At 70.3% G+C, this 20,270-nt stretch carries 20 protein-coding genes; 9 read left to right on the top strand and 11 right to left on the bottom strand.

Annotated elements, in window-relative coordinates; translation table 11 throughout:
* Positions 1–608: 608 nt before the first annotated feature.
* The 6 genes from D457_RS0116570 to D457_RS0116545 form a co-directional block, all read right to left on the bottom strand.
* Entirely contained in the window at positions 609–881 is a 273-nt protein-coding gene (locus D457_RS0116570; RefSeq protein ID WP_017581793.1) for a hypothetical protein, read from the bottom strand.
* A 609-nt stretch (positions 882–1,490) separates the two neighbouring features.
* Positions 1,491–2,474 carry a cytochrome d ubiquinol oxidase subunit II gene (locus tag D457_RS0116565; RefSeq protein WP_017581792.1) on the bottom strand — a complete coding sequence of 328 codons (984 nt, stop codon included), beginning with the start codon at positions 2,472–2,474 and terminating at the stop codon, positions 1,491–1,493.
* A gap of 49 nt (positions 2,475–2,523) precedes the next feature.
* Positions 2,524–3,852, bottom strand: coding sequence for a cytochrome ubiquinol oxidase subunit I (locus D457_RS0116560; RefSeq protein ID WP_026116718.1), 1,329 nt, complete (start codon positions 3,850–3,852; stop codon positions 2,524–2,526).
* Positions 3,853–4,052: 200 nt separating this feature from the next.
* Positions 4,053–4,727 (bottom strand): response regulator, encoded by a 675-nt coding sequence (locus tag D457_RS0116555; protein ID WP_017581790.1) that lies wholly within the window; start codon positions 4,725–4,727, stop codon positions 4,053–4,055.
* Positions 4,724–5,911 carry a sensor histidine kinase gene (locus tag D457_RS0116550; RefSeq protein WP_017581789.1) on the bottom strand — a complete coding sequence of 396 codons (1,188 nt, stop codon included), beginning with the start codon at positions 5,909–5,911 and terminating at the stop codon, positions 4,724–4,726. Before D457_RS0116550 ends, D457_RS0116555 begins: the two co-directional genes overlap by 4 nt.
* A 122-nt stretch (positions 5,912–6,033) precedes the next feature.
* The gene (locus D457_RS0116545) at positions 6,034–6,885 is read right to left on the bottom strand and encodes a spermidine synthase (protein WP_017581788.1); all 852 of its coding nucleotides are present in this window, start codon (positions 6,883–6,885) and stop codon (positions 6,034–6,036) included.
* A gap of 163 nt (positions 6,886–7,048) precedes the next feature.
* On the opposite strand from D457_RS0116545, the gene D457_RS0116540 reads away from it, so the two are divergent.
* Positions 7,049–8,812 (top strand): proline--tRNA ligase, encoded by a 1,764-nt coding sequence (locus tag D457_RS0116540; protein WP_017581787.1) that lies wholly within the window; start codon positions 7,049–7,051, stop codon positions 8,810–8,812.
* 71 nt (positions 8,813–8,883) lie between these two features.
* On the opposite strand, the gene D457_RS0116535 is transcribed toward D457_RS0116540, so the two are convergent.
* Both D457_RS0116535 and D457_RS0116530 read right to left on the bottom strand, forming a co-directional pair.
* Positions 8,884–9,330, bottom strand: coding sequence for a ferritin-like domain-containing protein (locus D457_RS0116535; RefSeq protein WP_017581786.1), 447 nt, complete (start codon positions 9,328–9,330; stop codon positions 8,884–8,886).
* Between the two features lie 70 nt (positions 9,331–9,400).
* Positions 9,401–9,946 carry a ferritin-like domain-containing protein gene (locus D457_RS0116530; RefSeq protein WP_017581785.1) on the bottom strand — a complete coding sequence of 182 codons (546 nt, stop codon included), beginning with the start codon at positions 9,944–9,946 and terminating at the stop codon, positions 9,401–9,403.
* 394 nt (positions 9,947–10,340) lie between these two features.
* Here D457_RS0116530 and rimP point away from each other — a divergent pair, with 394 nt between their 5' ends.
* From rimP to truB, 7 genes are all read left to right on the top strand, one after another.
* On the top strand, positions 10,341–10,823 hold the full coding sequence (rimP, locus tag D457_RS0116525) for a ribosome maturation factor RimP (protein WP_017581784.1): 483 nt from the start codon (positions 10,341–10,343) through the stop codon (positions 10,821–10,823).
* A 24-nt stretch (positions 10,824–10,847) separates the two neighbouring features.
* On the top strand, positions 10,848–11,870 hold the full coding sequence (gene nusA / locus D457_RS0116520; protein ID WP_017581783.1) for a transcription termination factor NusA: 1,023 nt from the start codon (positions 10,848–10,850) through the stop codon (positions 11,868–11,870).
* Positions 11,845–12,192: a YlxR family protein gene (locus D457_RS34825; RefSeq protein ID WP_338043086.1), complete on the top strand. Its 348-nt coding sequence runs from the start codon at positions 11,845–11,847 to the stop codon at positions 12,190–12,192. The genes nusA and D457_RS34825 overlap by 26 nt, the downstream gene beginning before the upstream one ends.
* A 233-nt stretch (positions 12,193–12,425) precedes the next feature.
* Entirely contained in the window at positions 12,426–15,554 is a 3,129-nt protein-coding gene (gene infB / locus D457_RS0116515) for a translation initiation factor IF-2 (protein WP_017581782.1), read from the top strand.
* Between the two features lie 88 nt (positions 15,555–15,642).
* Complete coding sequence (locus tag D457_RS0116510) at positions 15,643–15,939, top strand: DUF503 domain-containing protein (RefSeq protein ID WP_026116717.1); 297 nt, start codon at positions 15,643–15,645, stop codon at positions 15,937–15,939.
* A gap of 2 nt (positions 15,940–15,941) precedes the next feature.
* Positions 15,942–16,382 carry a 30S ribosome-binding factor RbfA gene (gene rbfA / locus D457_RS0116505; RefSeq protein WP_017581780.1) on the top strand — a complete coding sequence of 147 codons (441 nt, stop codon included), beginning with the start codon at positions 15,942–15,944 and terminating at the stop codon, positions 16,380–16,382.
* Positions 16,383–16,448: 66 nt separating this feature from the next.
* Positions 16,449–17,336: a tRNA pseudouridine(55) synthase TruB gene (gene truB, locus D457_RS0116500; protein ID WP_017581779.1), complete on the top strand. Its 888-nt coding sequence runs from the start codon at positions 16,449–16,451 to the stop codon at positions 17,334–17,336.
* A 12-nt stretch (positions 17,337–17,348) separates the two neighbouring features.
* On the opposite strand, the gene D457_RS0116495 is transcribed toward truB, so the two are convergent.
* The 3 genes from D457_RS0116495 to D457_RS0116485 form a co-directional block, all read right to left on the bottom strand.
* The gene (locus D457_RS0116495; protein WP_026116716.1) at positions 17,349–17,762 is read right to left on the bottom strand and encodes a type II toxin-antitoxin system VapC family toxin; all 414 of its coding nucleotides are present in this window, start codon (positions 17,760–17,762) and stop codon (positions 17,349–17,351) included.
* Entirely contained in the window at positions 17,759–18,049 is a 291-nt protein-coding gene (locus D457_RS32705) for a hypothetical protein (RefSeq protein ID WP_017581777.1), read from the bottom strand. The genes D457_RS0116495 and D457_RS32705 overlap by 4 nt, the downstream gene beginning before the upstream one ends.
* 154 nt (positions 18,050–18,203) lie before the next feature.
* The gene (locus D457_RS0116485; RefSeq protein WP_017581776.1) at positions 18,204–19,076 is read right to left on the bottom strand and encodes an alpha/beta fold hydrolase; all 873 of its coding nucleotides are present in this window, start codon (positions 19,074–19,076) and stop codon (positions 18,204–18,206) included.
* A gap of 179 nt (positions 19,077–19,255) precedes the next feature.
* Here D457_RS0116485 and D457_RS0116480 point away from each other — a divergent pair, with 179 nt between their 5' ends.
* Positions 19,256–20,203 carry a bifunctional riboflavin kinase/FAD synthetase gene (locus D457_RS0116480; RefSeq protein WP_026116715.1) on the top strand — a complete coding sequence of 316 codons (948 nt, stop codon included), beginning with the start codon at positions 19,256–19,258 and terminating at the stop codon, positions 20,201–20,203.
* Positions 20,204–20,270 lie beyond the last annotated feature (67 nt).

Raw genomic sequence — 20,270 nt, 5'->3', positions numbered from 1 at the left:
TTCCGGTTATCTGAAGGGGGGTGTTCGCGTTACCGGTGCCTCGTTAACGTCTGTGGTGCATGGTGCGCCCCGAAGTGTGTGGGAGGGTCCTTCGTCCACCTGGGGTACGGGTTGTCGCGCCTGGTCGCTGCCGGTCCCAGGGGCTGTCCCCCGCCCCTGGGCCTGGCTGGCCCCTCTCTCCGGGCCCCTTCTCCGTCACTCCGGGGCCCTTCTTGCTCTCCCCGGTCCCTCTTGTCGAGTCGCTCCGTGCGCCGCTCCGCGCACCGGGCGGCTTTCTCGTTGCGCCGCTTCCCCGGCAGTCCCGCGGGAGTAGATCCTGTTACAGAAGATCTTGCTGTCCTGGATCGACTGGTTTCTCAGGATGGGAGGGCTTTCTTCGGAAAACCGAGTGGCGCTCGGGTCTTGCGATAGAACACGTTCCAGTATTAGCCTCTGGGTATGCCTTGCCCGGTGAGGGCACCCAACAGTTCGGTCGTGGGGTGTCACTGGCGGCAGGCGAACCGAAGGACCGTCGCCCGTCGAAGTCGGATCGCGCCCCGACTTCGGCGAGCGACGTCCGTTTTTGCGGCTTTCCCCGGTGTCCGCGTGGGTCCCGCGAGGTCCGGCGGCTAGCTGATCAGTCGGGCGATCTCGCCGAAGGTCGGGCAGGGCCAGGGCAGCTGACAGCCCCGGCAGCGGTGCTCGTTCTCCTCGCCGGGGCTGTGTAGATGGAGGAGGTCCGCGCAGACGCTCGCGAGGGTGGACACCTCGTTGCGGGCGTTGGCGTAGAAGGCGACGTCGTTGATGCGGGCCAGGGCGCTGTCGGAAGGGGCCTCGGGTAGGCCCACGGTATCCGGATCCCAGGGCACCGCCCGGTCGGATCGCTCCAGGATCTGCTGCACGCACTGAAGCAGCCTCGCGTGTTCGGAGAGGCGTCCCCTCCGTGTCGCTGGTTTCGTGAACGGCGGCATCGCTGATCTCCCCCAACGGGCGGATACGCAGCGGCTCATCCCGTCAGGGAAAGCGCTGTGACTAAGAGTACACATATCGTCGCCGAATGTCGCGGAGTGTGGGTTGTGGTCTGTCCCCAACAAGAGGTACGGGCTGCCCCCAAGGGGAGGGACAGCCCGTTGGCCTACGGCGGGGGACCGGTCACGGAGACGGGGTCCCCAGCCGGGGGCGGATCAGCCGCAGCTGGCACCACAGCCGCAGGCGTTGCCTTCCTGGCAGCCGCAGGTGCAGTTCGAGCCGCAGTTGCAGCCGTGCTGGGGCGGTGTTCTGGTCAGGGGGTCGAGCACGGTCCCTCCTCAGGGTCGGTGGCGTACCCGTGCGCGATCACGCCAGGGCTTCCGGACGGAAGGTGGCGCCACGAGTACGTTTCCCGCCACAGGAGGTGCCCGTTGTCCGGCTTTCCCAATCAGGGACGGGAACCTTACCCTCCTGTTACCCAAGGCGGGCGGGTCGGGACCCTGCGCGACACACCCGGCTGACCACCGCTTTCACCACCGGAGTCAGGCGAAGAAGCTCGCTGATGCCGCGGGTCGGCGGGTCATTCGGTAGAGCCAAACCTGACCGATGAGCATGACCGGAACCGCGGGTAGCAGCATCGACCACACGAACACCCCGGTCGTGCCGGGAATGTCCGCCGTCGGCAGCTGCGCGCACAGCGCCACCAGCAGCCCGGGAACGGCGATCGCCAGCGCCGAGGTGTGCCGGGACAGCATCGGCCCGGTCAGTCCGCTGGTCGCGCCCAGGACAGCCAGCAGGACGGTCACCAGCAGCACCGCGACCCCGGGTTCGGCCAGCACGAGACCGTCCGAACCACCAGAGCCCGCACCGCCAGAACCCGTTCCGGTAGCTGCGACGGCCGCGGTCACCGCGACGGCGCCCAGGGCCACCCGCGCCAGCGTCCGGGTCGCCCGGGCGGCCGCGTCTGCGCTCTCAGCCCCGCTCTCGGCATCGTCGGGCCCCACCAGACGTTCCGCGCCGAAGGCCGCACCGCGCAGCGCGAACAGCGAGACCACCGCGGCCGCGCCCAGAACGGTGAAGAGGTTCAGGGGTGCTCCGCCGCCGAGCAGACCGGCCAGCGCCAGCCCCCAGCAGACGGCCAGCGTCCAGCTACCCGCCACGATCGCGGTGTCACAGGTGAACCGCCACCGCGCGCTGTCCACCCGGCCCCGGAACCACAGCCCCGCGTCCCGGAACAGCCACCCGGCTGTCAGCACGACGAGCACCGGCCACAGGGCGCCGATCACGTGGTGCTCCAACACGGGGAAGAGCCCGGCCATCACCCCGAGCGCGGCGACGAGCCACACCTCGGAGGCCAGGAAGTAGGGGGCGATCGCGGCCACCACCCGGCGGCGTTCGGCGGGGGTGCGCGCCACGTGCGGCATGAGCATGCCCAGGCCGATGTCGGACCCGGCCAGGACCAGGTAGCCCACCACGAACAGGGCCAGGAGCACGGCGGACGGCGATGATGCGGACAGGAGGTCCATGATGATGGTTGTTTCCCTCTGACACTCAGATTCTCGGAGACTGGGACTCTCAGAACGTGTGCACGGGCTCACGGGTCTCCCGGGACTCCTCCTCGCGGCGCTCCGCCAGAGGGCCTCCCCCGGGGCCCAGCCGGGCGAAGCGGACCAGCAGCCAGTAAGTCACGGCTGCCAGGGCGGCGAAGGCGACGGTGAACAGGGTGAAGGAGACCAGGGCCGCGCCCGGCGACATGGGTGTCACGGCGTCCGCGGTGGTCAGATGGTGCACCACCACCCAGGGCTGGCGGTTGGTCTCCCGATAGATCCAGCCGCCGACACTCGCCAGGTAGGGCATGAACGGGGAAAACAGGAGCACGGCCAGCCCCCACCGGCCGGGCCGGAACCAGGCGGGGGCCAGGGCGCTCAGGGACCCGGGCCCGGGCAGGTTCCCGAACCGGTTCGGGAACCACCGGCGCGGGTCCAGCAGGCCCGCGTACTGGGCCACGAGCATGACCGGCCCCAGGAAGAACATCACTCCCCAGGCGGTCATCATCACGACGTCACCGGTCACGTTGGCCGCGGTCACGAACGAGCTCTGCCCGGCGCTTTCGATCGCCTCGATCTCCCCGGCGGTGTAGGTCAGCCCGCTGGTGGGCGGGTCCTGGCCGAAGATCTGGAACTGCGCGCCGCCGAAACTCACCACGACGAGCGGCATCACGGTCATGGTCACGGCCGCGAATCGCATCCCGCGCCGGAAGATCCCGTGCGGGTCGTCTCCGCGCAGCAGGTGGTAGGCGCTGACGGCAGCCACGACCAGGGCCCCGACCAACAGGGCGCTGCTGGTCACGTGCAGGAAGGCGAACACCGCGGCCGGGTTGGTCATCAGGGCAGCCGGGTCCGTCAGGTGCGCGACCCCGTCCACCATCTCGAACCCCACCGGGTGGCGCAGGAAACCGTTGGAGACCAGCACCCACCATGCCGACGAGTACGCCGTCACGGTCACCACCACGAAGCAGAGCAGGTGCGCCCAGCGGCCCATCCGGTCCCAACCGAAGATCCACAGCCCGAGGAACGTGGACTCGATGAAGAACGCCGTCATCGTCTCGATTGCCAGCGGTGCGGCGAAGGTGTATCCGAACGTCTCGTGCAGACCGCTCCAGTTCAGCGCGAGCTGGAGCTCCATCACGAGACCGGACAGCACCCCCATGCCGTAGTTGACCAGGTACAGGCCGCCCCAGAAGCGCACGGAGAGCATCCGCGACCGGTCGCCGCGCAGTACCGCTACCAACTGCGTCCCGAGGATGTAGGGCGCGAGCCCGAGTGTGAGTGCGACGAACATGTAGTGGGTGGCGGCGGTCAGCGCGAACTGGAGCCGTGCCAGTACGAGCGGGTCTTCCAACATCGGGTGGCCTCTGTGGTCGGCGGTGGGGACACGGAACAGCATCCGCCGACGGTCGGGCCCGCCACATCGTCTCCGGGGCGGCACCTGGGGCACACCGAGGGAGGTACGCCGCGCGCGCTCCTACTCCCGTAGGTTTACGGGCCGACCCCGACCCGAACTCAGGGCCCCCCGAGGCCGCGGCCGCCCGTGTCCATCGCCCGCTACTCGCCGCGCGACCAGCCCGGGGTCACCAACGCGCTCTCGTAGGCGATCACCACGAGCTGGGCCCGGTCGCGCACACCCAGCTTCACCATCGCGCGGCTGACATGCGTCTTGGCCGTGGCCGGACTGAGCACCAGCTCCCGGGCGATCTCCTCGTTGGACAGCCCGCGGCCGACCAGAGCCATGACCTCGCGTTCGCGGTCGGTCAGCCTGTTCAGGCGCGTGTCCGGGGCCGGGGAACTGGCCGGTCGCCGCGCGAAGTCGGCGATCAGCCGCTGGGTGACACCGGGGGAGAGCAGCGCCTCGCCCCCGTGCACCACCCGCACCGCCTGTAGCAGGTCGCGCGGTTCGGTGTCCTTGACCAGGAAGCCGCTGGCACCGCCGCGCAGCGCCTCGAAGATGTACTCGTCCAGATCGAACGTGGTGAGGATGACGACCCGCGTCCGCTCCAGTGTGGGGTCGGCGACAATACGCCCGGTGGCGTCCAACCCGTCCACACCCGGCATCCGGATGTCCATGAGCACTACGTCTGGGCGCTCGGCACGCGTCAGCCGGACCGCCTCCGCACCGTCAGCGGCCTCCGCCACCACCTCGATGTCGGGTGCGCTGTCCAGCAGGGCGCGAAACCCTGCCCGCACCAGCGCCTGGTCGTCGGCGAGCAGCACCCGGATCACCCTGGTTCTCCCTGTCCTCTCGCGGGGCCGCCGTCCACCGGAAGTCTCACCCGCACCCGGAATCCTCCCCCCTCCACGGGTTCGGCGTCCACCGTTCCGCCGATCAGCGCGGCCCGCTCACCCATCCCGATGATGCCGTTGCCCGGAGCGGGCGGGCCCACGGTCCCGCGGCCGTCGTCGGTGACCTCCACGAGCAGCTCCGAGAGCCCGTAGTCGATCCGCGCCCACGCCCGGTCCGCGCCCGAGTGCCGGACCACGTTGGTCAGTGCCTCCTGCACGGCTCGATAGGCCACCCCTTCGACCCCCACCGCCAGCCGCCTCTCCTGCCCGGTGACCCGCAGCTCCACCGCCACCCCGGCCCCGCGCGCGCCCTCCACCAGGTCCGGGACCCGCTCCAGGCCCGGGACCGGAGCGCGGGGCGCGGACTCGTCCACCGCACGCAGTACTCCCAGCATGGCTCTGAGCTCGGTCAGAGTGTCCTTGCTGGTCTGCTTGATGGTGGACAGCGCCTCGGCGGCCCGCTCCGGTTGGGACTCCATCAGGTACAGCGCCGTCCCGGCCTGCACGTTGATCAGCGAGATGTTGTGCGCGACGGTGTCGTGCACGTCGCGTGCGAGCCGTAGCCGTTCGTCGGAGGCCCTGCGCAGCAGCTCCTCCTCCCTGGTCCGGGCACTCTCTTCCTCCCGCTCCCGGTCCGCCCGCCGGTAGACGTCGCGCCACCGGAGGATCTCGGCCACGCACAACAGCACGATGATCCAGGCCAGTGTGGCCATGGTGTCGGCGCGCAGTCCGCCGCCGGTCAGCAGTCCGTACACGTTGAGCAGGACGAACAGCCCGGGTCCCAGCAGCCACCCGAAGATCCGGTATCCCCAACGCACCAGGGTGTAGAGCATCACGAGCGCGCTCAGCATCACCACGCCGTCGGGGAAGGCCAACGGGTAGTAGACGGTGGCGGCGACCACTGTGATCAGCGCGACCGTGCACGGGAAGGCGGTCCGCCACAGGACCGGCAGGCAGGCGGTCAGGATGAGCGCGTACCCCCAGGGCCAGGCGGGCCTGTCCTCCGGGAGCGGGCCGAACACCTCGATCAGCGCGGTACTGCCCGCAGACAGCAACAGCAGGCCCAGGGCGAGCCAGAGGTCGACGCGGGTGGGACGAGGGACACGTGAGAGTAGTGCTGCCACGATCCCGACACTACGGCTGCCGCGTCCGGGACGGCGTCCCCCTCAGGGCGACGCTTCGGGGCCGGTGCTACTCCGCGGGGAGTAGTGGCCCCGGGGGGCGGGCCCGCTGGAAACTGGGCCCGCTAGAAGATGTCGGTCGGCGGCGCGGGGGAGTCCTCGGCGTCCGCGTCGTGCACGGGGGAGTGGCCGGAGACGAACCGGTCCAGGTCCTCGCCCGCCACCAACCGCGCCATCTCCGGGTCCCGGTGCGCCAACCGCCCCAGCTCCTCCTCGGGCAACGGCCGGTGCCCCGCGACCAGCACCAGGTTGCCGAACCGGCGGCCGCGCAGGATTCCCGGCTCCGCGGTCATCACCACGTGCGGCAGTACCGAACGCACCGTGGCCACCTGGGCGCGCGTGTGCTTCAGGGCGTACCCGTCCCCGACGTTGACCACCAGGAAGCCGCCCGGCCGCAGCACCCGCGCGGCCTCGGCGTAGAACTCCACCGAGGTCAGCCGGGCCGGGGTGCGCGCCCCCGCGAAGACGTCGGACACGATCAGGTCCGCGCTCGACTCGTGCCGGGCCGCGATCCACTCCCGCGCGTCCCCGATCCCCACCCGCAGCTGCGCCCTGCGGTCCCACGGCAGCCGCCGCCGGACCGTCTCCACCAGCGCCGCGTCCACGTCCACCGCCCGCTGACGCGAACCCGGGCGGCTGTGCGCCACGTACCGTGCCACCGTCAGCGCACCCGCGCCCAGGTGCATCGCCTCGACCGGCTCACCCCCGGGCGCCACCAGGTCGGCCGCGTGCGCGATCCGCCGCACGTACGAGAAGTCCAGGTAACCGGGGTCGGACAGGTCCACATGGGACTGCGGGGTGCCCTCGACCAACAGGAACCACGAGTTCGGCCGGTCCGCGTCCGCGAGCAGGTCGACCCCGGGCACCGCCGAGATCTCCTCCTCGGCCTCGACCCTGTCACGCACACGTCTGCCCATGCCCCCGCCTCACTCCCGGAAAATCCCTCCAACGTTAGGCGCTGCTGGCACTAGTCGGAAACGGGCGCGCGAACGCCCTCCCGGGAGCGCTAGCCTGGGTTTCCCCAGATCCATCACATCTATCTACCCGCGCCCCTCTGGGCGCGATCACCGAGGAGTGGCCGTGCTACTGCGGATGTCGAACCTGTTCCTGCGCACCCTGCGTGAGGACCCGGCGGACGCCGAGGTGCCGAGCCACAAGCTGCTCGTCCGCGCCGGCTACGTCCGCCGCGCCGCCCCCGGCATCTACACCTGGCTGCCCCTGGGCAAGATGGTCCTGGAGAACGTCTCCCGCGTGGTGCGCGAGGAGATGAACGCCATGGGCGGCCAGGAGGTCCTCCTGCCCGCGCTGCTGCCCAAGGAGTACTACGAGGCGTCCGGCCGCTGGGAAGAGTACGGCGACACCCTCTTCCGCCTCAAGGACCGCAAGGGCGCCGACTACCTGCTCGGCCCCACCCACGAGGAGCTCTTCACCCTCCTGGTCAAGGGCGAGTACTCGTCCTACAAGGACTTCCCGGTCGTGCTCTACCAGATCCAGGAGAAGTTCCGCGACGAGGCCCGCCCCCGCGCCGGTGTGCTCCGCGGCCGCGAGTTCCACATGAAGGACTCCTACTCCTTCGACATCGACGACGAGGGCCTCCAGGAGGCCTACGACAAGCACCGGGCCGCCTACATCCGGATCTTCGACCGGCTGGGCCTGGAGTACGTCATCGTCTCCGCCACCTCCGGCGCCATGGGCGGTTCGGCCTCCGAGGAGTTCCTGGCCGTCGCCCCCACCGGCGAGGACACCTTCGTGCGCAGCACGGAGTCCGACTACGCCGCCAACGTCGAGGCCGTGAAGACCCCGGCTCCCGCCGAGCTGCCGGTCGAGGGACTGCCCGAGGCGCAGGTGCACCACACCCCGGACACCGCTACCATCCAGACCCTCGTTGCCTATCTGAACAACACAGTTCTGAACAACGCCGGGCCGGGCCGTGACGCTTTCACCGAGGCCGACACCCTCAAGAACGTCCTGGTCAAGACCCGCGCCCCGGGCAGCAAGGACTGGGAGCTCCTCGCCATCGGCCTGCCCGGCGACCGCGAGGTCGACTTCAAGCGCCTCGAAGCCGCCCTGGAGCCCACCGAGGTCGCCCTCCTGGAGGAGGCGGACTTCGCCGCCAACCCCTTCCTCGCCAAGGGCTACATCGGCCCCAAGGCCCTGCTGGACAACAAGGTCCGCTACCTCGTCGACCCGCGCGTGGTCACCGGCACCGCCTGGGTGACCGGCGCCGACAAGACCGACCACCACGTCATCGACCTCGTGGCCGGACGCGACTTCACCCCGGACGGCACCATCGACGTCGCCGAGGTGCGCGACGGCGACGCCTCGCCCGACGGCCAGGGCACCCTGTACACCGCGCGCGGCATCGAGATCGGGCACATCTTCCAGCTCGGCCGCAAGTACGCGGACGCCTTCAAGCTGGACGCCCTCGGCCCGGACGGCAAGCCCAAGCGCATCACCATGGGCTCGTACGGCATCGGCGTCTCCCGCGCCGTCGCCTCGGTCGTGGAGCAGTCGCACGACGACAAGGGCATCATCTGGCCGCGCGAGATCTCGCCCGCCGACGTGCACGTGGTCGGCACCGGCAAGGGCGGCGAGGTCGAGGAGGCCCTGCGCATCGGCGGCGAGCTGGAGGCCCGCGGCCTGCGCGTGCTGGTCGACGACCGCAAGGCGGCCCCCGGCGTGAAGTTCAACGACGCCGAGCTGCTGGGCATCCCCACCGTGGTCATCGTCGGCCGCGGCCTCAAGGACGGCCTGGTCGAGCTGCGCGACCGCCGCTCCGGCGAGCGCTCCGACGTCCCGGTCGGCGAGATCGTCGACCGCACCGTCGCCGCCTGCAGCGAGTAGCGATGAGCGAGTAGACACCGCGAAGGAGCGGCGGCCCGGGACCCGGACCGCCGCTCCTTTCGCGTTCGGGGTCAGGCTTGGTCGAACCCCGGCAGGGAGTCCAGCTCGGAGCCCCACACCAGGGCCCGCACCGTCGCCTCCTGGAGGATCCGCGCCGCCGTGATCCGCAGGTCCGTGTCGGCCGAGGCGCTCAGCCACAGGCAGGCGCTCATCGTCGTCTCCTCCAGGCCTGCGGCGAAGGCGTCCATGTCGTCACCGCCGCGCCCTTCCGGCAGCGGGTAGGAAGCCAGCGCGGGCGGGGGATCGATGCCGCGTTCCACCGCGGCCGCGTGCAGGGCGTCCCGCAGCGCCTTGTGCTCGTAGGCCGCCGCCGAGGCGCGCTCCCGCCGGGGCTGGTCACCGGCGGCGCCGCCGACGAACTCGAACCCGTACACGGCGGCGTGCTCGGCGCTCAGGGCCTCCGCCAGCGCCGCCGCAGTGGGGTCCTCGGCCTCCGCGGGGGTGGGGCTCTCGGTCACCTGACTACCTGCCTTCACGTACTTGGGTGGTTCGGTCGCGGGGCGCTGCGCCAGCGCTCAGCGCTGAGGCTCAGGCCCGGGCGAGCAGGTGTGCGTGTCCGGCCTCGCACGCGCCGATCCCGCTGATCAACTGGGCCAGACCCGGGTCGGCGACCGCCGCTGCCTGGTCGAGCCTGGCGCTGGTGGCCGCGGCGGCCAGCGCCCGCAGCCCCGCCACGTCGAGTACGGCGTCCAACGCCGGGTCCTCCTGCGGGGTCACCGGTTCGCCGTCCTCGCCGTCTCCGGCGCCCTCGACGTCATCAGGGTCCGCGTCGTAGGCGCCCACCTCCTCCGGGAGCGCGTCGAGCAGCGCGTCCAGATGGGTCACGTGGTGCTCCCACAGCTGTTCCAGGAGTTCGGCGGGGCCGGTGCCCCGTTCCAGCGCGGCCTCGTAGCGCACCACCATCCGCTCCTTCTCGCGGATGAGCGAGCGCAGCACGGACACGTCCGGGGTCACGTCGAAGGGGTACCAGTCGGCCGTGCCGCAACCGCCTGCTCCGACAGCGACACCCGTCACAGCCACACCCGTCACCGTCAGGCCCAGCACCGTGCGGCGGCTGACATCCCCTTGGCCCACGCGCCCTCCTCCCGTGCCCCGCGGCTCGGCGCGGCGTCGACAGGACCGCCGTCAGCGGCGGTCAGACCCCATCTTTCCACGGGCGGCGGCGGGCCCGGGCCGCACCGGTACCCCCTGCCAGGACGGTGATCCAGCCATGCGGCGGACCGAGCGCGACGCGCCCCGCCCGCGCGGACCGACCTGGGGGACGCTCAGGTGTGGATACCCTTGCACCACAACCGCCGTCGCACGCGACGTGCGGTGCTCGTGTGTCTCTACGGCACAGCGTCTCCAAGACACTGGGCCTTCGAGACACAGAGCGAATTCGCCGCAGACTACGTACAGAGCTGGACCGCCCCGTTCAACGGCACACGGCCGAGCGGGCGGGATTTCGCCGTTTGAGGGGCTAACACGCATGGGAGCGCAGGCGCGCAACGAGCGCATCGCCGAGCTGCTGGAGCCGGTACTGGCCGAGGCCGGACTGGACCTGGAGGCTGTCGAGCTGACACCCGCGGGCAAGCGACGGGTGCTGCGCGTGGTCGTGGACTCCGACAACGGGGTCGACCTGGACACCGTCGGAGAGATCAGCCAGGCCGTCAACGACAGCCTGGACGCCTCCGACGTCATGGGCGAACAGCCCTACGTCCTCGAGGTCACCTCCCCCGGAGTGGATCGTCCGCTGACCCTGCCTCGCCACTGGAGGCGCTCCCAGGGCCGATTGGTGAAGGTCTCCCTCGTCGAGGGCGGCGACCTCACCGGTCGCGTCACCGAGTCCGACGACCAGGGCGTGACCCTGGACGTCAAGGGACGGCCCCGAACCCTGGCCTACGACTCGATCGCCAAGGCCAAGGTCCAGGTGGAATTCCGTCGCGCCGACGACGCCGACGCGGCGGACTAGAGGGGGAGCCCCGTGGATATTGACATGAGCGTCCTGCGCAGCCTTGAGCGCGAGAAGGACATTGCCGTCGAGCTGGTGGCCAAGGCCATCGAGGACGCGCTGCTGATCGCCTACCACCGCGAAGAGGGCCCCGACAAGAAGGCGCGCGTGGAGCTGAACCGCTCCACCGGCCACGTGATCGTCTGGGTCTCGGAGACCGACGAGGAGGGCGAGATCGTCGGCGAGTTCGACGGCACGCCCACCGGCTTCGGCCGCATCGCGACCTCCACCGCCAAGCAGGTCATCCTCCAGCGTCTGCGCGACGCCGAGGACGAGCTGACCCTGGGCGAGTTCGCCGGTCGCGAGCACGACATCGTCTCCGGCATCATCCAGCAGGGCAAGGACCCGCGGAACGTGCTGGTCGACCTCGGCAAGCTCGAGGCGATCCTGCCCCCGCAGGAGCAGGTCCCCACCGAGACCTACACCCACGGCGAGCGCCTGCGCGCCTACGTGGTGCAGGTCCGCAAGGGCCACCGCGGTCCCTCGGTGACCCTCTCGCGCACCCACCCCAACCTGGTGCGCAAGCTCTTCGAGCTGGAGGTCCCCGAGATCGCCGACAACACCGTCGACATCGCGGCGATCGCCCGTGAGGCCGGCCACCGCACCAAGATGGCGGTCCGTTCCAACCGCGGCGGCGTCAACGCCAAGGGTGCCTGCATCGGCCCGCTCGGCAGCCGCGTCCGCAACGTCATGGCCGAACTCCACGGAGAGAAGATCGACATCGTCGACTACTCCGAGGACCCCGCCGTGTTCGTCGCTAACGCGCTGTCCCCGGCCCGGGTCAACTCCGTGGAAATCCTTGACATGGCCGCCCGGGTCGCGCGCGTGGTTGTGCCCGACTACCAGCAGTCGCTGGCGATCGGTAAGGAGGGCCAGAACGCCCGCCTCGCCGCGCGCCTCACCGGCTGGCGCATCGACATCCGCTCCGACGCCGAGCCCGCGCAGGCCTCCGAGGAGGGCGCCGAGGGCATCGGTCAGGGGGATGACGACGCCCCTTCGGCCGGTTAATCGGGTCGCAGGCATGTCCCGACGCGATAAGGTGGCCGGAGACGGTCCTGACCGTCCCGTGCGAACGTGCGTGGGGTGCCGGTCTCGGACAGTCCAGTCCGACCTCGTGCGGCTGGTGGCCGTGGGCATGGTCATCACGCCCGACACCCGAGGTCGACGTCCGGGGCGCGGCGCCTATCTGCACCACGACCGGCGATGCCTTGAGCTCGCCGAACGCCGCAGAGCGTGGCCACGCGCCTTCCGGAGCCGGAACGGTGGAGGCGACACCGGGTGGGACGTCTCACTTGTGACGTCCCTACTAGGTGACGCCCCGCGTGACTGAACGCTTCGTCGTTCCGGATAGGGTTGGAATGTCTGGGCTGGCCTAAAGGTTGTAGAGACCGAGGTCGGCGTGCAGTGCTGTGTCGGCACGTAAGGGCTGGCCCATTGTTGTGTAGCGATGAGGAAGCAGGTCGAGATTGCGATGAGCGCCTGATGAGTACGCAGCGATGAGTAACTCGAGCTAACGACGGTCCGGCACAAGCCCATGTCCCGGACCGAAGCTGAAGGAGAAGTGTGGCGAAGGTCCGGGTGTACGAACTCGCTAAGGAGTTCGGTGTGGAGAGCAAGGCCGTGCTGGCCAAGCTCAATGAGATGGGCGAATTCGTCCGTTCGGCGTCCTCGACGATAGAGGCCCCCGTCGTGCGACGCCTGCAAGAAGCTTTCAACAACGGTTCCGACGGCAACGGCAAGAAGGGCGGCTCGGCTCCCAAGCCCGGCCCCGCCCCCAAGCCTGCCGCCGAGACCTCGGCGCGCCCCGCGGCTCCCAAGCCGGGGCCCGCCCCCAAGCCGGGCCCGAAGCCGGGCCCCAAGCCCGCCGCGGCCCCGCAGGCGGAGAAGCCCGCTGCGGCCCCGCAGGCCGAGAAGCCCGCGGTTCCGGCTGAGAAGCCCGCCGCGCCGGTCGAGAAGCCCGCGGTTCCGCACTTCGAGCAGGCTGCCGAGCAGCCCACCGCCTCCAAGCCCGGCCCCAAGCCGGCGCCGAAGGCGGCTCGCGGCGACGCCCCGCGTCCCGGTGCTCCCAAGCCCGGTGGTGCGGCCGGTGGTCGCGGCGAGCGCGGCGATCGTCCCCAGCGCGGTGACCGTCCGGAGCGTTCCGGCGGCCGCGAGGGTGGTCGTGACGGCGGCCGTGGCCAGCGTCCGGGCGGTCCCCGTCCGGGCCCGCGTCCGGGCAACAACCCGTTCGCGTCCAACGCTTCCGGCATGGGCTCCAAGCCGGCCGCTCCGCGTCCCGGTGGCGGTGCCCCGCGTCCGGGCCCGCGTCCCGGTGGCCCGCAGGGTGGCGGCGACCGTGACCAGCGCGCCCCGCGCCCCGGCGGTGGCGCTCCGCGTCCCGGCGGTGCCGGTGGCCCGCGTCCGGGTCCCCGTCCCGGTGGCCCGCAGCAGGGTGACCAGCGCGCCCCGCGTCCCGGCGGTGCCGCAGGCGCCCCGCGTCCCGGCGGCGGTGCTCCGCGTCCGGGTGGCGGCGGTGGCGCTCCGCGTCCCGGCGGTGCCGGTGGCCCGCGTCCCAGCCCGATGAACATGCCCTCGTCCCGTCCGGCCTCGCCTGCTGGCGGCGGCCGTGGTGGCGGCGGTGGCGGTCGTCCCGGTGGCGGCGGTGGCCGCGGCCGCGGTGGCGCTCCCGCTGGTGCGGGTCCGCGTCCCGGTGGCGGCGGTGGCGGCGGTCGTCCCGGCGGTTTCGGTGGTCGTCCCGGTGGCGGCGGCCGTGGCCGCGGTGGCGGAACGGCCGGTGCCTTCGGTCGTCCGGGTGGTCGTCCCGGTCGTGCCCGCAAGTCCAAGAAGCAGCGGCGTGCGGAGTTCCACGAGCTCTCGGCCCCGTCCTTCGGCGGCGTCAAGATCCCGAGCGGCAACAACCAGGTCATCCGTCTGTCCCGCGGCGCCTCGCTGTCGGACTTCGGCGACAAGATCGACGTCAACCCGGCGTCGCTCGTCCAGGTCATGATGCACCTGGGTGAGATGGTCACCGCGACCCAGTCGCTGCCCGACGAGACGCTGCAGCTGCTCGGCGAGGAGCTCAGCTACCGGATCGAGGTCGTCAGTCCCGAGGACGAGGACCGCGAGCTGCTCGAGTCCTTCTCCATCGAGTTCGGCGAGAACGAGGGCGGCGACGCCGACCTGCGTCCGCGCCCGCCGGTGGTCACCGTCATGGGTCACGTCGACCACGGTAAGACCCGACTGCTGGACACCATCCGCAAGACCAACGTCGTGGGCGGCGAGGCCGGCGGAATCACCCAGCACATCGGTGCCTACCAGGTCGCGACCGAGGTGGACGGCGAAGAGCGCAAGATCACCTTCATCGACACCCCCGGTCACGAGGCGTTCACCGCCATGCGTGCCCGTGGTGCGAAGGTCACCGACGTCGCGGTTCTGGTCGTGGCGGCCGACGACGGCGTCAAGCCGCAGACGGCCGAGGCCATCGACCACGCCAAGGCGGCCGAGGTGCCGATCGTGGTCGCGGTCAACAAGATCGACGTCGAAGGCGCCGACCCGCAGCGGGTACGCGCCCAGATGACCGAGTACGGCCTCGTGGCCGAGGAGTACGGCGGCGACGTCCAGTTCGTGGACATCTCCGCGCTCAAGGGCGACAACATCGACGCCCTGCTCGAGTCGATCGTCCTCACGTCTGACGCGGCCCTGGACCTCCAGGCCAACCCGGACATGGACGCTCAGGGTCTGGCGATCGAGGCCTACCTGGACCGCGGTCGCGGTTCCATGGCCACGGTGCTGGTCCAGCGCGGCACGCTCAACGTCGGTGACTCCATCGTCTGTGGCGACGCCTACGGCCGCGTTCGCGCCATGCTCGACGAGCACGGCGAGAACGTCCAGTCGGCTGAGCCGTCCCGTCCGGTCCAGGTCCTGGGTCTGACCAACGTGCCCAGTGCCGGTGACAGCTTCCTGGTCGTCAAGGACGACCGCGTGGCCCGTCAGATCGCCCAGCAGCGTGAGGCGCGCGAGCGCTTCGCCCAGCAGGCGAAGTCGGCCCGCCGCGTCACCCTCGACACCTGGAAGGACCACCTGAAGGAGGGCGAGCGCTCCGAGCTGCTCCTCCTCATCAAGGGTGACATGTCCGGTTCGGTCGAGGCGCTTGAGGAGTCGCTGCTCAAGATCGACGCCGGTGGCGACGAGGTCGCCATCCGGATCATCGGTCGCGGCGTCGGTGCGATCACGCAGAACGACATCAACCTGGCGTCGTCCGCGGACGCGATCATCGTCGGCTTCAACGTTCGGCCCGAGGGCAAGAACAGCCAGCTGGCGGACCGCATGGGCGTCGACATCCGCTACTACTCGGTCATCTACCAGGCCATCGACGAGGTCGAAGCCGCGGTCAAGGGTCTCCTCAAGCCCATCTACGAGGAGGTCCAGCTCGGCAGCGCCGAGGTCCGCGAGGTCTTCAAGGTGCCCAAGATCGGCAACATCGCCGGTTCCATCGTCCGCGACGGGATCATCCGCCGCAACACCAAGGCACGTCTCATCCGCGAGGGCAAGGTCATCTCGGCCAACCTCAACGTCGAGTCGCTGCGTCGGTTCAAGGACGATGCCACCGAGGTCCGCGAGGGCTTCGAGTGCGGTATCGGTGTTGGTTACAACGACATCCGGGTCGAGGACGTCATCGAGACCTACGAGATGCAGGAGAAGCCCCGCGACTAGTCGCGAGGACTGATCCACCTGGGGCCCCGGACCGCTGTGTCCGGGGCCCCACCTTTGACGGCTCACACAACACCACAGGTGATCATTTTTGTACGTTGGGGCGCTGACCTTGGACGTTCTTCTCGGAGACGTCCACTCGCTCAAACAGAAGCGTTCGATGGTGCGGCCCGTCGTCGCCGAACTGCGCCGGAAGTTCTCGGTGTCGGTCTCGGAGGTCGGCGATCACGACCTCTACCGTCGGGCCAAGATCGGTGTCGCGGTGGTCGCGCCGACCGCCGCCCACGCACGGGACCAGATGGACACCTGCGAGCGTTTCGTCGCGGGCCGTCCTGAACTGGAGCTGCTCTCCGCTAGGCAGCGGCTCTTCAACGAAGAGGAAGACTGACGATGGTTGACGCCGCACGCGCGCGTAAGATCGCCGACCGTATCCAGCGCATCGTCGCCGAGATGCTGGACCGGCGAATCAAGGACCCGCGCCTGGGATTCGTCACCGTGACCGACGCCCGGATCACCGCGGACCTGCGGGACGCCACGGTGTACTACACGGTGTTCGGCACCCCCGAGGAGAAGGCGGCCAGCGCCGCCGCCCTGGAGAGCGCCAAGGGCGTGATCCGCACTGAGGTCGGTCGCCAGACCGGCATCCGCCACACGCCCAGCCTGACCTTCGTCATCGACGAGGTGCAGGAGAACGCCCAGCACATCGAGAAGCTGCTGGTCGAGGCGCGCAAGTCCGACGAGGAGGTGGCCCAGAAGGCCACCAGCGCCAAGCACGCGGGTGAAGCCGACCCGTACAAGGCGCCTCGTGAGGACGAAGAAGAAGACGAATAACCAGCCCCGGGGCGGCGGCAGTGACCGCCGCCCCAGCCCTTTTCCCAGCTTTCCCGGAGGAACCCCATGGCCGACAGCGGTGTCGTGGTCGTCGACAAGCCCGCCGACTGGACGTCCCACGACGTGGTCGCCAAGACCCGCGGCCTGGCGCGTACCCGCCGCGTGGGCCACGCGGGCACCCTGGACCCGATGGCCACCGGGGTTCTCGTCCTGGGGATCGAGAAGGGCACCAAGCTGCTCGGCCACCTGACCCTGACCGAGAAGACCTACGAAGCCACGATCCGGCTGGGCCTGGTCACCAACACCGACGACGCCGAGGGTGAGCCCGGCACCCGCGTGGACGCCTCCGCCGTCACCGACGCCGACGTGCACGCCGCGGTCGCGAAGCTCACCGGCCCCATCCAGCAGGTCCCGCCGCAGGTCAGCGCGATCAAGGTGGACGGCAAGCGCGCCTACAAGTCGGCCCGTGAGGGTAAGGAGGTCGCGCTCAAGGCCCGCACGGTCACCATCTCCCAGTTCGACGTCACCGCCATCCGGCACACCCCGGACGCCGAGGGCGCCTTCGTGGAGGTCGACGCGGTCATCACCGGTTCCAGCGGCACCTACATCCGCTCCCTAGCCCGCGACATGGGCGCCGACCTGTCGGTGGGCGGCCACCTCACCGCCCTGCGCCGCACCCGCGTGGGCCCCTACGACCTCTCGCAGGCCCGCACCCTGGAGCAGCTCGCCAAGGAGTTCACCCAGGTCCCCCTGGCCCAGGCCGTGGCCGCCGCCTTCCCGGTCCGCACCATGGACGAGGCCGAGACCCGCGCCATCCGCCACGGCAACCGCATCAGCGAGAGCTCCCTGGGGGAGGGGACCATCGGCCTCTTCGCCCCGGACGGCACGGTCATCGCCCTGGGCGAGAACCGCCCCGGCCACATGAAACCGGTCGTGGTCTTCAGTCCTGCCTGACGCAACCCGGCCTCAGATCTTGATGACCGCGGCTCTGCCAGCGCACAGGGTCCGAAGGTCGTCTGGATCAGACGTCAAAATGACAGCGGGGCCCTCAGCCTTGAGCGCGGTCGCGCACAGCATGGCGTCAATCGCGTGCTTGTGTCCATGGAGACCGGTCTCGGAAAGCAGGGCGCACGCTGTTCGTGCGACCTGCTCGGTGACCGGTTCCACGACGAGCCGGGAGAGTGTCCATTCCAACGCGGGGCGCTTGATTTTGGGATGCACGACCTCCACGAGCGTGGCCGCGCTGGTCAGAACAGTCATGTCATTTTGATGAGCGGTGGCGATCCACTCGCCGACCAGTCTGTCCCTCCGAACAGCTCGGGCGAGACCCTCACTGTCCAATACCAGGGACCTGGCCGGTGTACGGGGGTTGACATTCACGCGGCTTCGTTCTCTTTTCGCCCCTGAGCGGAGTCCGGTGGGATGACACCTTGCTCCAGCAACGCTTGGTGCATCTCGTCGCGGATTTCGCTCATCCGCTTGTCGCTCACGGGTCCGTTTTCTGCTTCCATCGCGTCGACCAGCTCAGCCAGTTGGTCGCGCTGCAGTTGGCGTCTGACCGCGTTGGTCACGTAGGCGGAAAGCCCTGATCCACCGCTGCGGACACGCGCGTCCTCGGCGAGGTCCTCAGGCAGTGTGACGGAGTACTTCTTGGTGTTACCACTCATGCTACTTATGCTACCCGGCATGCCATCACCGTATTCGGTGCGCGACCAGGTGCCTTCTCTGCTGAGTGTTGGTGTTGGTGCGTTACTCACCTGGGTGAAGGTAGCTGCCCGTCACCTGATGTGTGCGGATTTTCCGAAAGTTCGGCCCTGATTCTCAGGAAGTCGAGCCAGGGCTCCGGGGGAGTTCCTTGAGGAACTCTGACAAGGCCGCCGTCAGCTCGCCGGGGCGTTCGACCGAGGGCAGGTGCCCGGTGTCCGGGAGCTCCAGGAGGCGGGCACCCTCGATCCCCGCCTGGTAGAGGTCGGCGACGTCCTGGACCTGGGGGACCTCGGAGAGGCCCTTGACGACCAGGGTGGGCACGCTGATCTCGTGCAGGCGGTCCACCGCCGGGTGCTCGGGCCACCGGGTGTGGTTGGCCGGGCTCGACCAGCGGCGGGCGTACATCTCGCGCAGCATCAGCAGCGACAGGTCCCAGGCCTCGACGGGCATCTCGTCGGGGGAGCGGCCCGGGCCCAGGACCATGAACCTGGCCTGGGCGTCGGCCATTGCCGCCACGTCTGCCGGGTCCGGGTCAGCGTTGCCCTCCTGGTACGCCGCCAGCCGTACGTGCGGCACCGCGGCCAGGGCCATCTGCCGTCCGGTCCGAACGAAGACCTCCGGCCATACGTGTCCTGACATTCCCGGGCAGACCAGCGCCAGCGCGTTCACCCGCTCCGGGGCGGCCAGGGCCGCGTCGACCGCGTAGGCACCCCCGTAGGACGCGCCGAACAGGGCGGCCTCCGGGATCTCCAGCGCGTCCATCAGCGCCAACAGGTCCTCGTGGTGCCGGACCGGACCCTCGTGGTCGGCCGAACCCCCGTAGCCGCGCCAGTCGTAGCGCACCACCCGGTGGTCCTTGGCCAGCTCCGCGAACTGGTGGTCCCACATCCGCCGGTCGGCCACACCCGCGTGCACGAGGACGACCGCGGGCCCGGCCCCGGCCTCGTCATAGGCCAAACGCGTCGTACCGGTGTCGATCATCGCCATCCGGGCACGGTAAACCGCGTTCCCGGGTCATGCCAACCCTGCTTTGCCCACGGCAGAGACCCGACCGGGCGCGAAGCGGAGTGTGCCGGGCCACACCGCACGCGTGTCGGAAGCGGGGGCGCCGACATGGCACGCTAGTCCAATACGAACCACACCACTTCACAGCAAGGGGACCGAACGTGCGGCGATGGGACGGGTTGGAGGACATTCCCTCCGACTGGGGGCGGTCCGTGGTGGCGATCGGCGTCTTCGACGGGGTGCACCGCGGCCACCAGGCGATCCTGGAGTCCGCGCGCGCCCACGGGCGTGAACTCGGCCTCCCCGTGGTCGTGGTCACCTTCGATCCGCACCCCCAGAAGGTGCTGCGCGGGGTCACTCCGCCGGTCCTGACGCCCGTCGAGCACCGCGTCGCGCTCATGGAGCCCCTCGGCGCCGACGCCGTGTGCGTCCTGCCCTTCAGCGGAGAACTGTCCTCGCTCAGCGCCGAGGAGTTCGTCCAGCGCGTGCTGGTCGACCGGCTCGGCACGGCGGCCGTGGTGGTCGGCGAGGACTTCCGCTTCGGTCACCGCGCCGCCGGGAACGTGGCCGTCCTGGCCGACCTGGGGGAGAAGTACGACTTCACCGCCGACGGCGTGCGCCTGGTCGCCGAGGGCGACACCATCACCTCCACCCGGATTCGCGGCCTCCTGGACGAGGGCGACGTGGCCGCAGCGGCCGAGCTCCTGGGCCGCCCGCACCGCGTGTCCGGCGAGATCGTGCACGGCGCCGCCCGGGGCCGCGAACTCCTGGGCTTCCCCACCGCCAACGCCGACCTCCCCCCGGACACCGCCGTACCCGGTGACGGCGTCTACGCCGGGTGGCTGAGCCGCCTGGCGCCCGTCGAGGGCCAGGAGTCCCGCTGGCCCGCGGCGATCTCGGTCGGTACCAACCCCACGTTCGACGGCGCCGAGCGCACGGTGGAGGCCTACGCGCTCGACCGCGACGACCTGGAGCTGTACGGCCTGCGCATGGCCGTCGACTTCACCGCGCGGATCCGCGGTCAGGAGCGCTTCGACGACATCGAAGAACTCATCGTGGCGATGCGCCGCGACGTCGACCGCTGCCGCGAGGTCCTGGGCGTGGCCTGATCGGGTGCGGCCTGAATTCCGCGTCCGGCTGTGTTTTCCACGACCCGTGACCAGGACGCTTCGCCAC

The organism is Nocardiopsis valliformis DSM 45023 (assembly GCF_000340985.1).
Lineage (GTDB): Bacteria > Actinomycetota > Actinomycetes > Streptosporangiales > Streptosporangiaceae > Nocardiopsis > Nocardiopsis exhalans.
This window is presented reverse-complemented; position numbering and strand designations above follow the sequence as displayed.

Excerpts from the sequence above, each read along its gene's own strand:
- D457_RS0116560 (WP_026116718.1), bottom strand. The coding sequence starts at position 3,852 with ATGTTGGAAGACCCGCTCGTACTGGCACGGCTCCAGTTCGCGCTGACC.
- nusA (WP_017581783.1), top strand. The coding sequence starts at position 10,848 with ATGAGCGTCCTGCGCAGCCTTGAGCGCGAGAAGGACATTGCCGTCGAG.
- truB (WP_017581779.1), top strand. The coding sequence starts at position 16,449 with ATGGCCGACAGCGGTGTCGTGGTCGTCGACAAGCCCGCCGACTGGACG.
- rimP (WP_017581784.1), top strand. The coding sequence starts at position 10,341 with ATGGGAGCGCAGGCGCGCAACGAGCGCATCGCCGAGCTGCTGGAGCCG.
- D457_RS0116545 (WP_017581788.1), bottom strand. The coding sequence starts at position 6,885 with ATGGGCAGACGTGTGCGTGACAGGGTCGAGGCCGAGGAGGAGATCTCG.
- rbfA (WP_017581780.1), top strand. The coding sequence starts at position 15,942 with ATGGTTGACGCCGCACGCGCGCGTAAGATCGCCGACCGTATCCAGCGC.
- D457_RS0116485 (WP_017581776.1), bottom strand. The coding sequence starts at position 19,076 with ATGGCGATGATCGACACCGGTACGACGCGTTTGGCCTATGACGAGGCC.
- D457_RS32705 (WP_017581777.1), bottom strand. The coding sequence starts at position 18,049 with ATGAGTGGTAACACCAAGAAGTACTCCGTCACACTGCCTGAGGACCTC.
- D457_RS0116565 (WP_017581792.1), bottom strand. The coding sequence starts at position 2,474 with ATGGACCTCCTGTCCGCATCATCGCCGTCCGCCGTGCTCCTGGCCCTG.
- D457_RS34825 (WP_338043086.1), top strand. The coding sequence starts at position 11,845 with ATGACGACGCCCCTTCGGCCGGTTAATCGGGTCGCAGGCATGTCCCGA.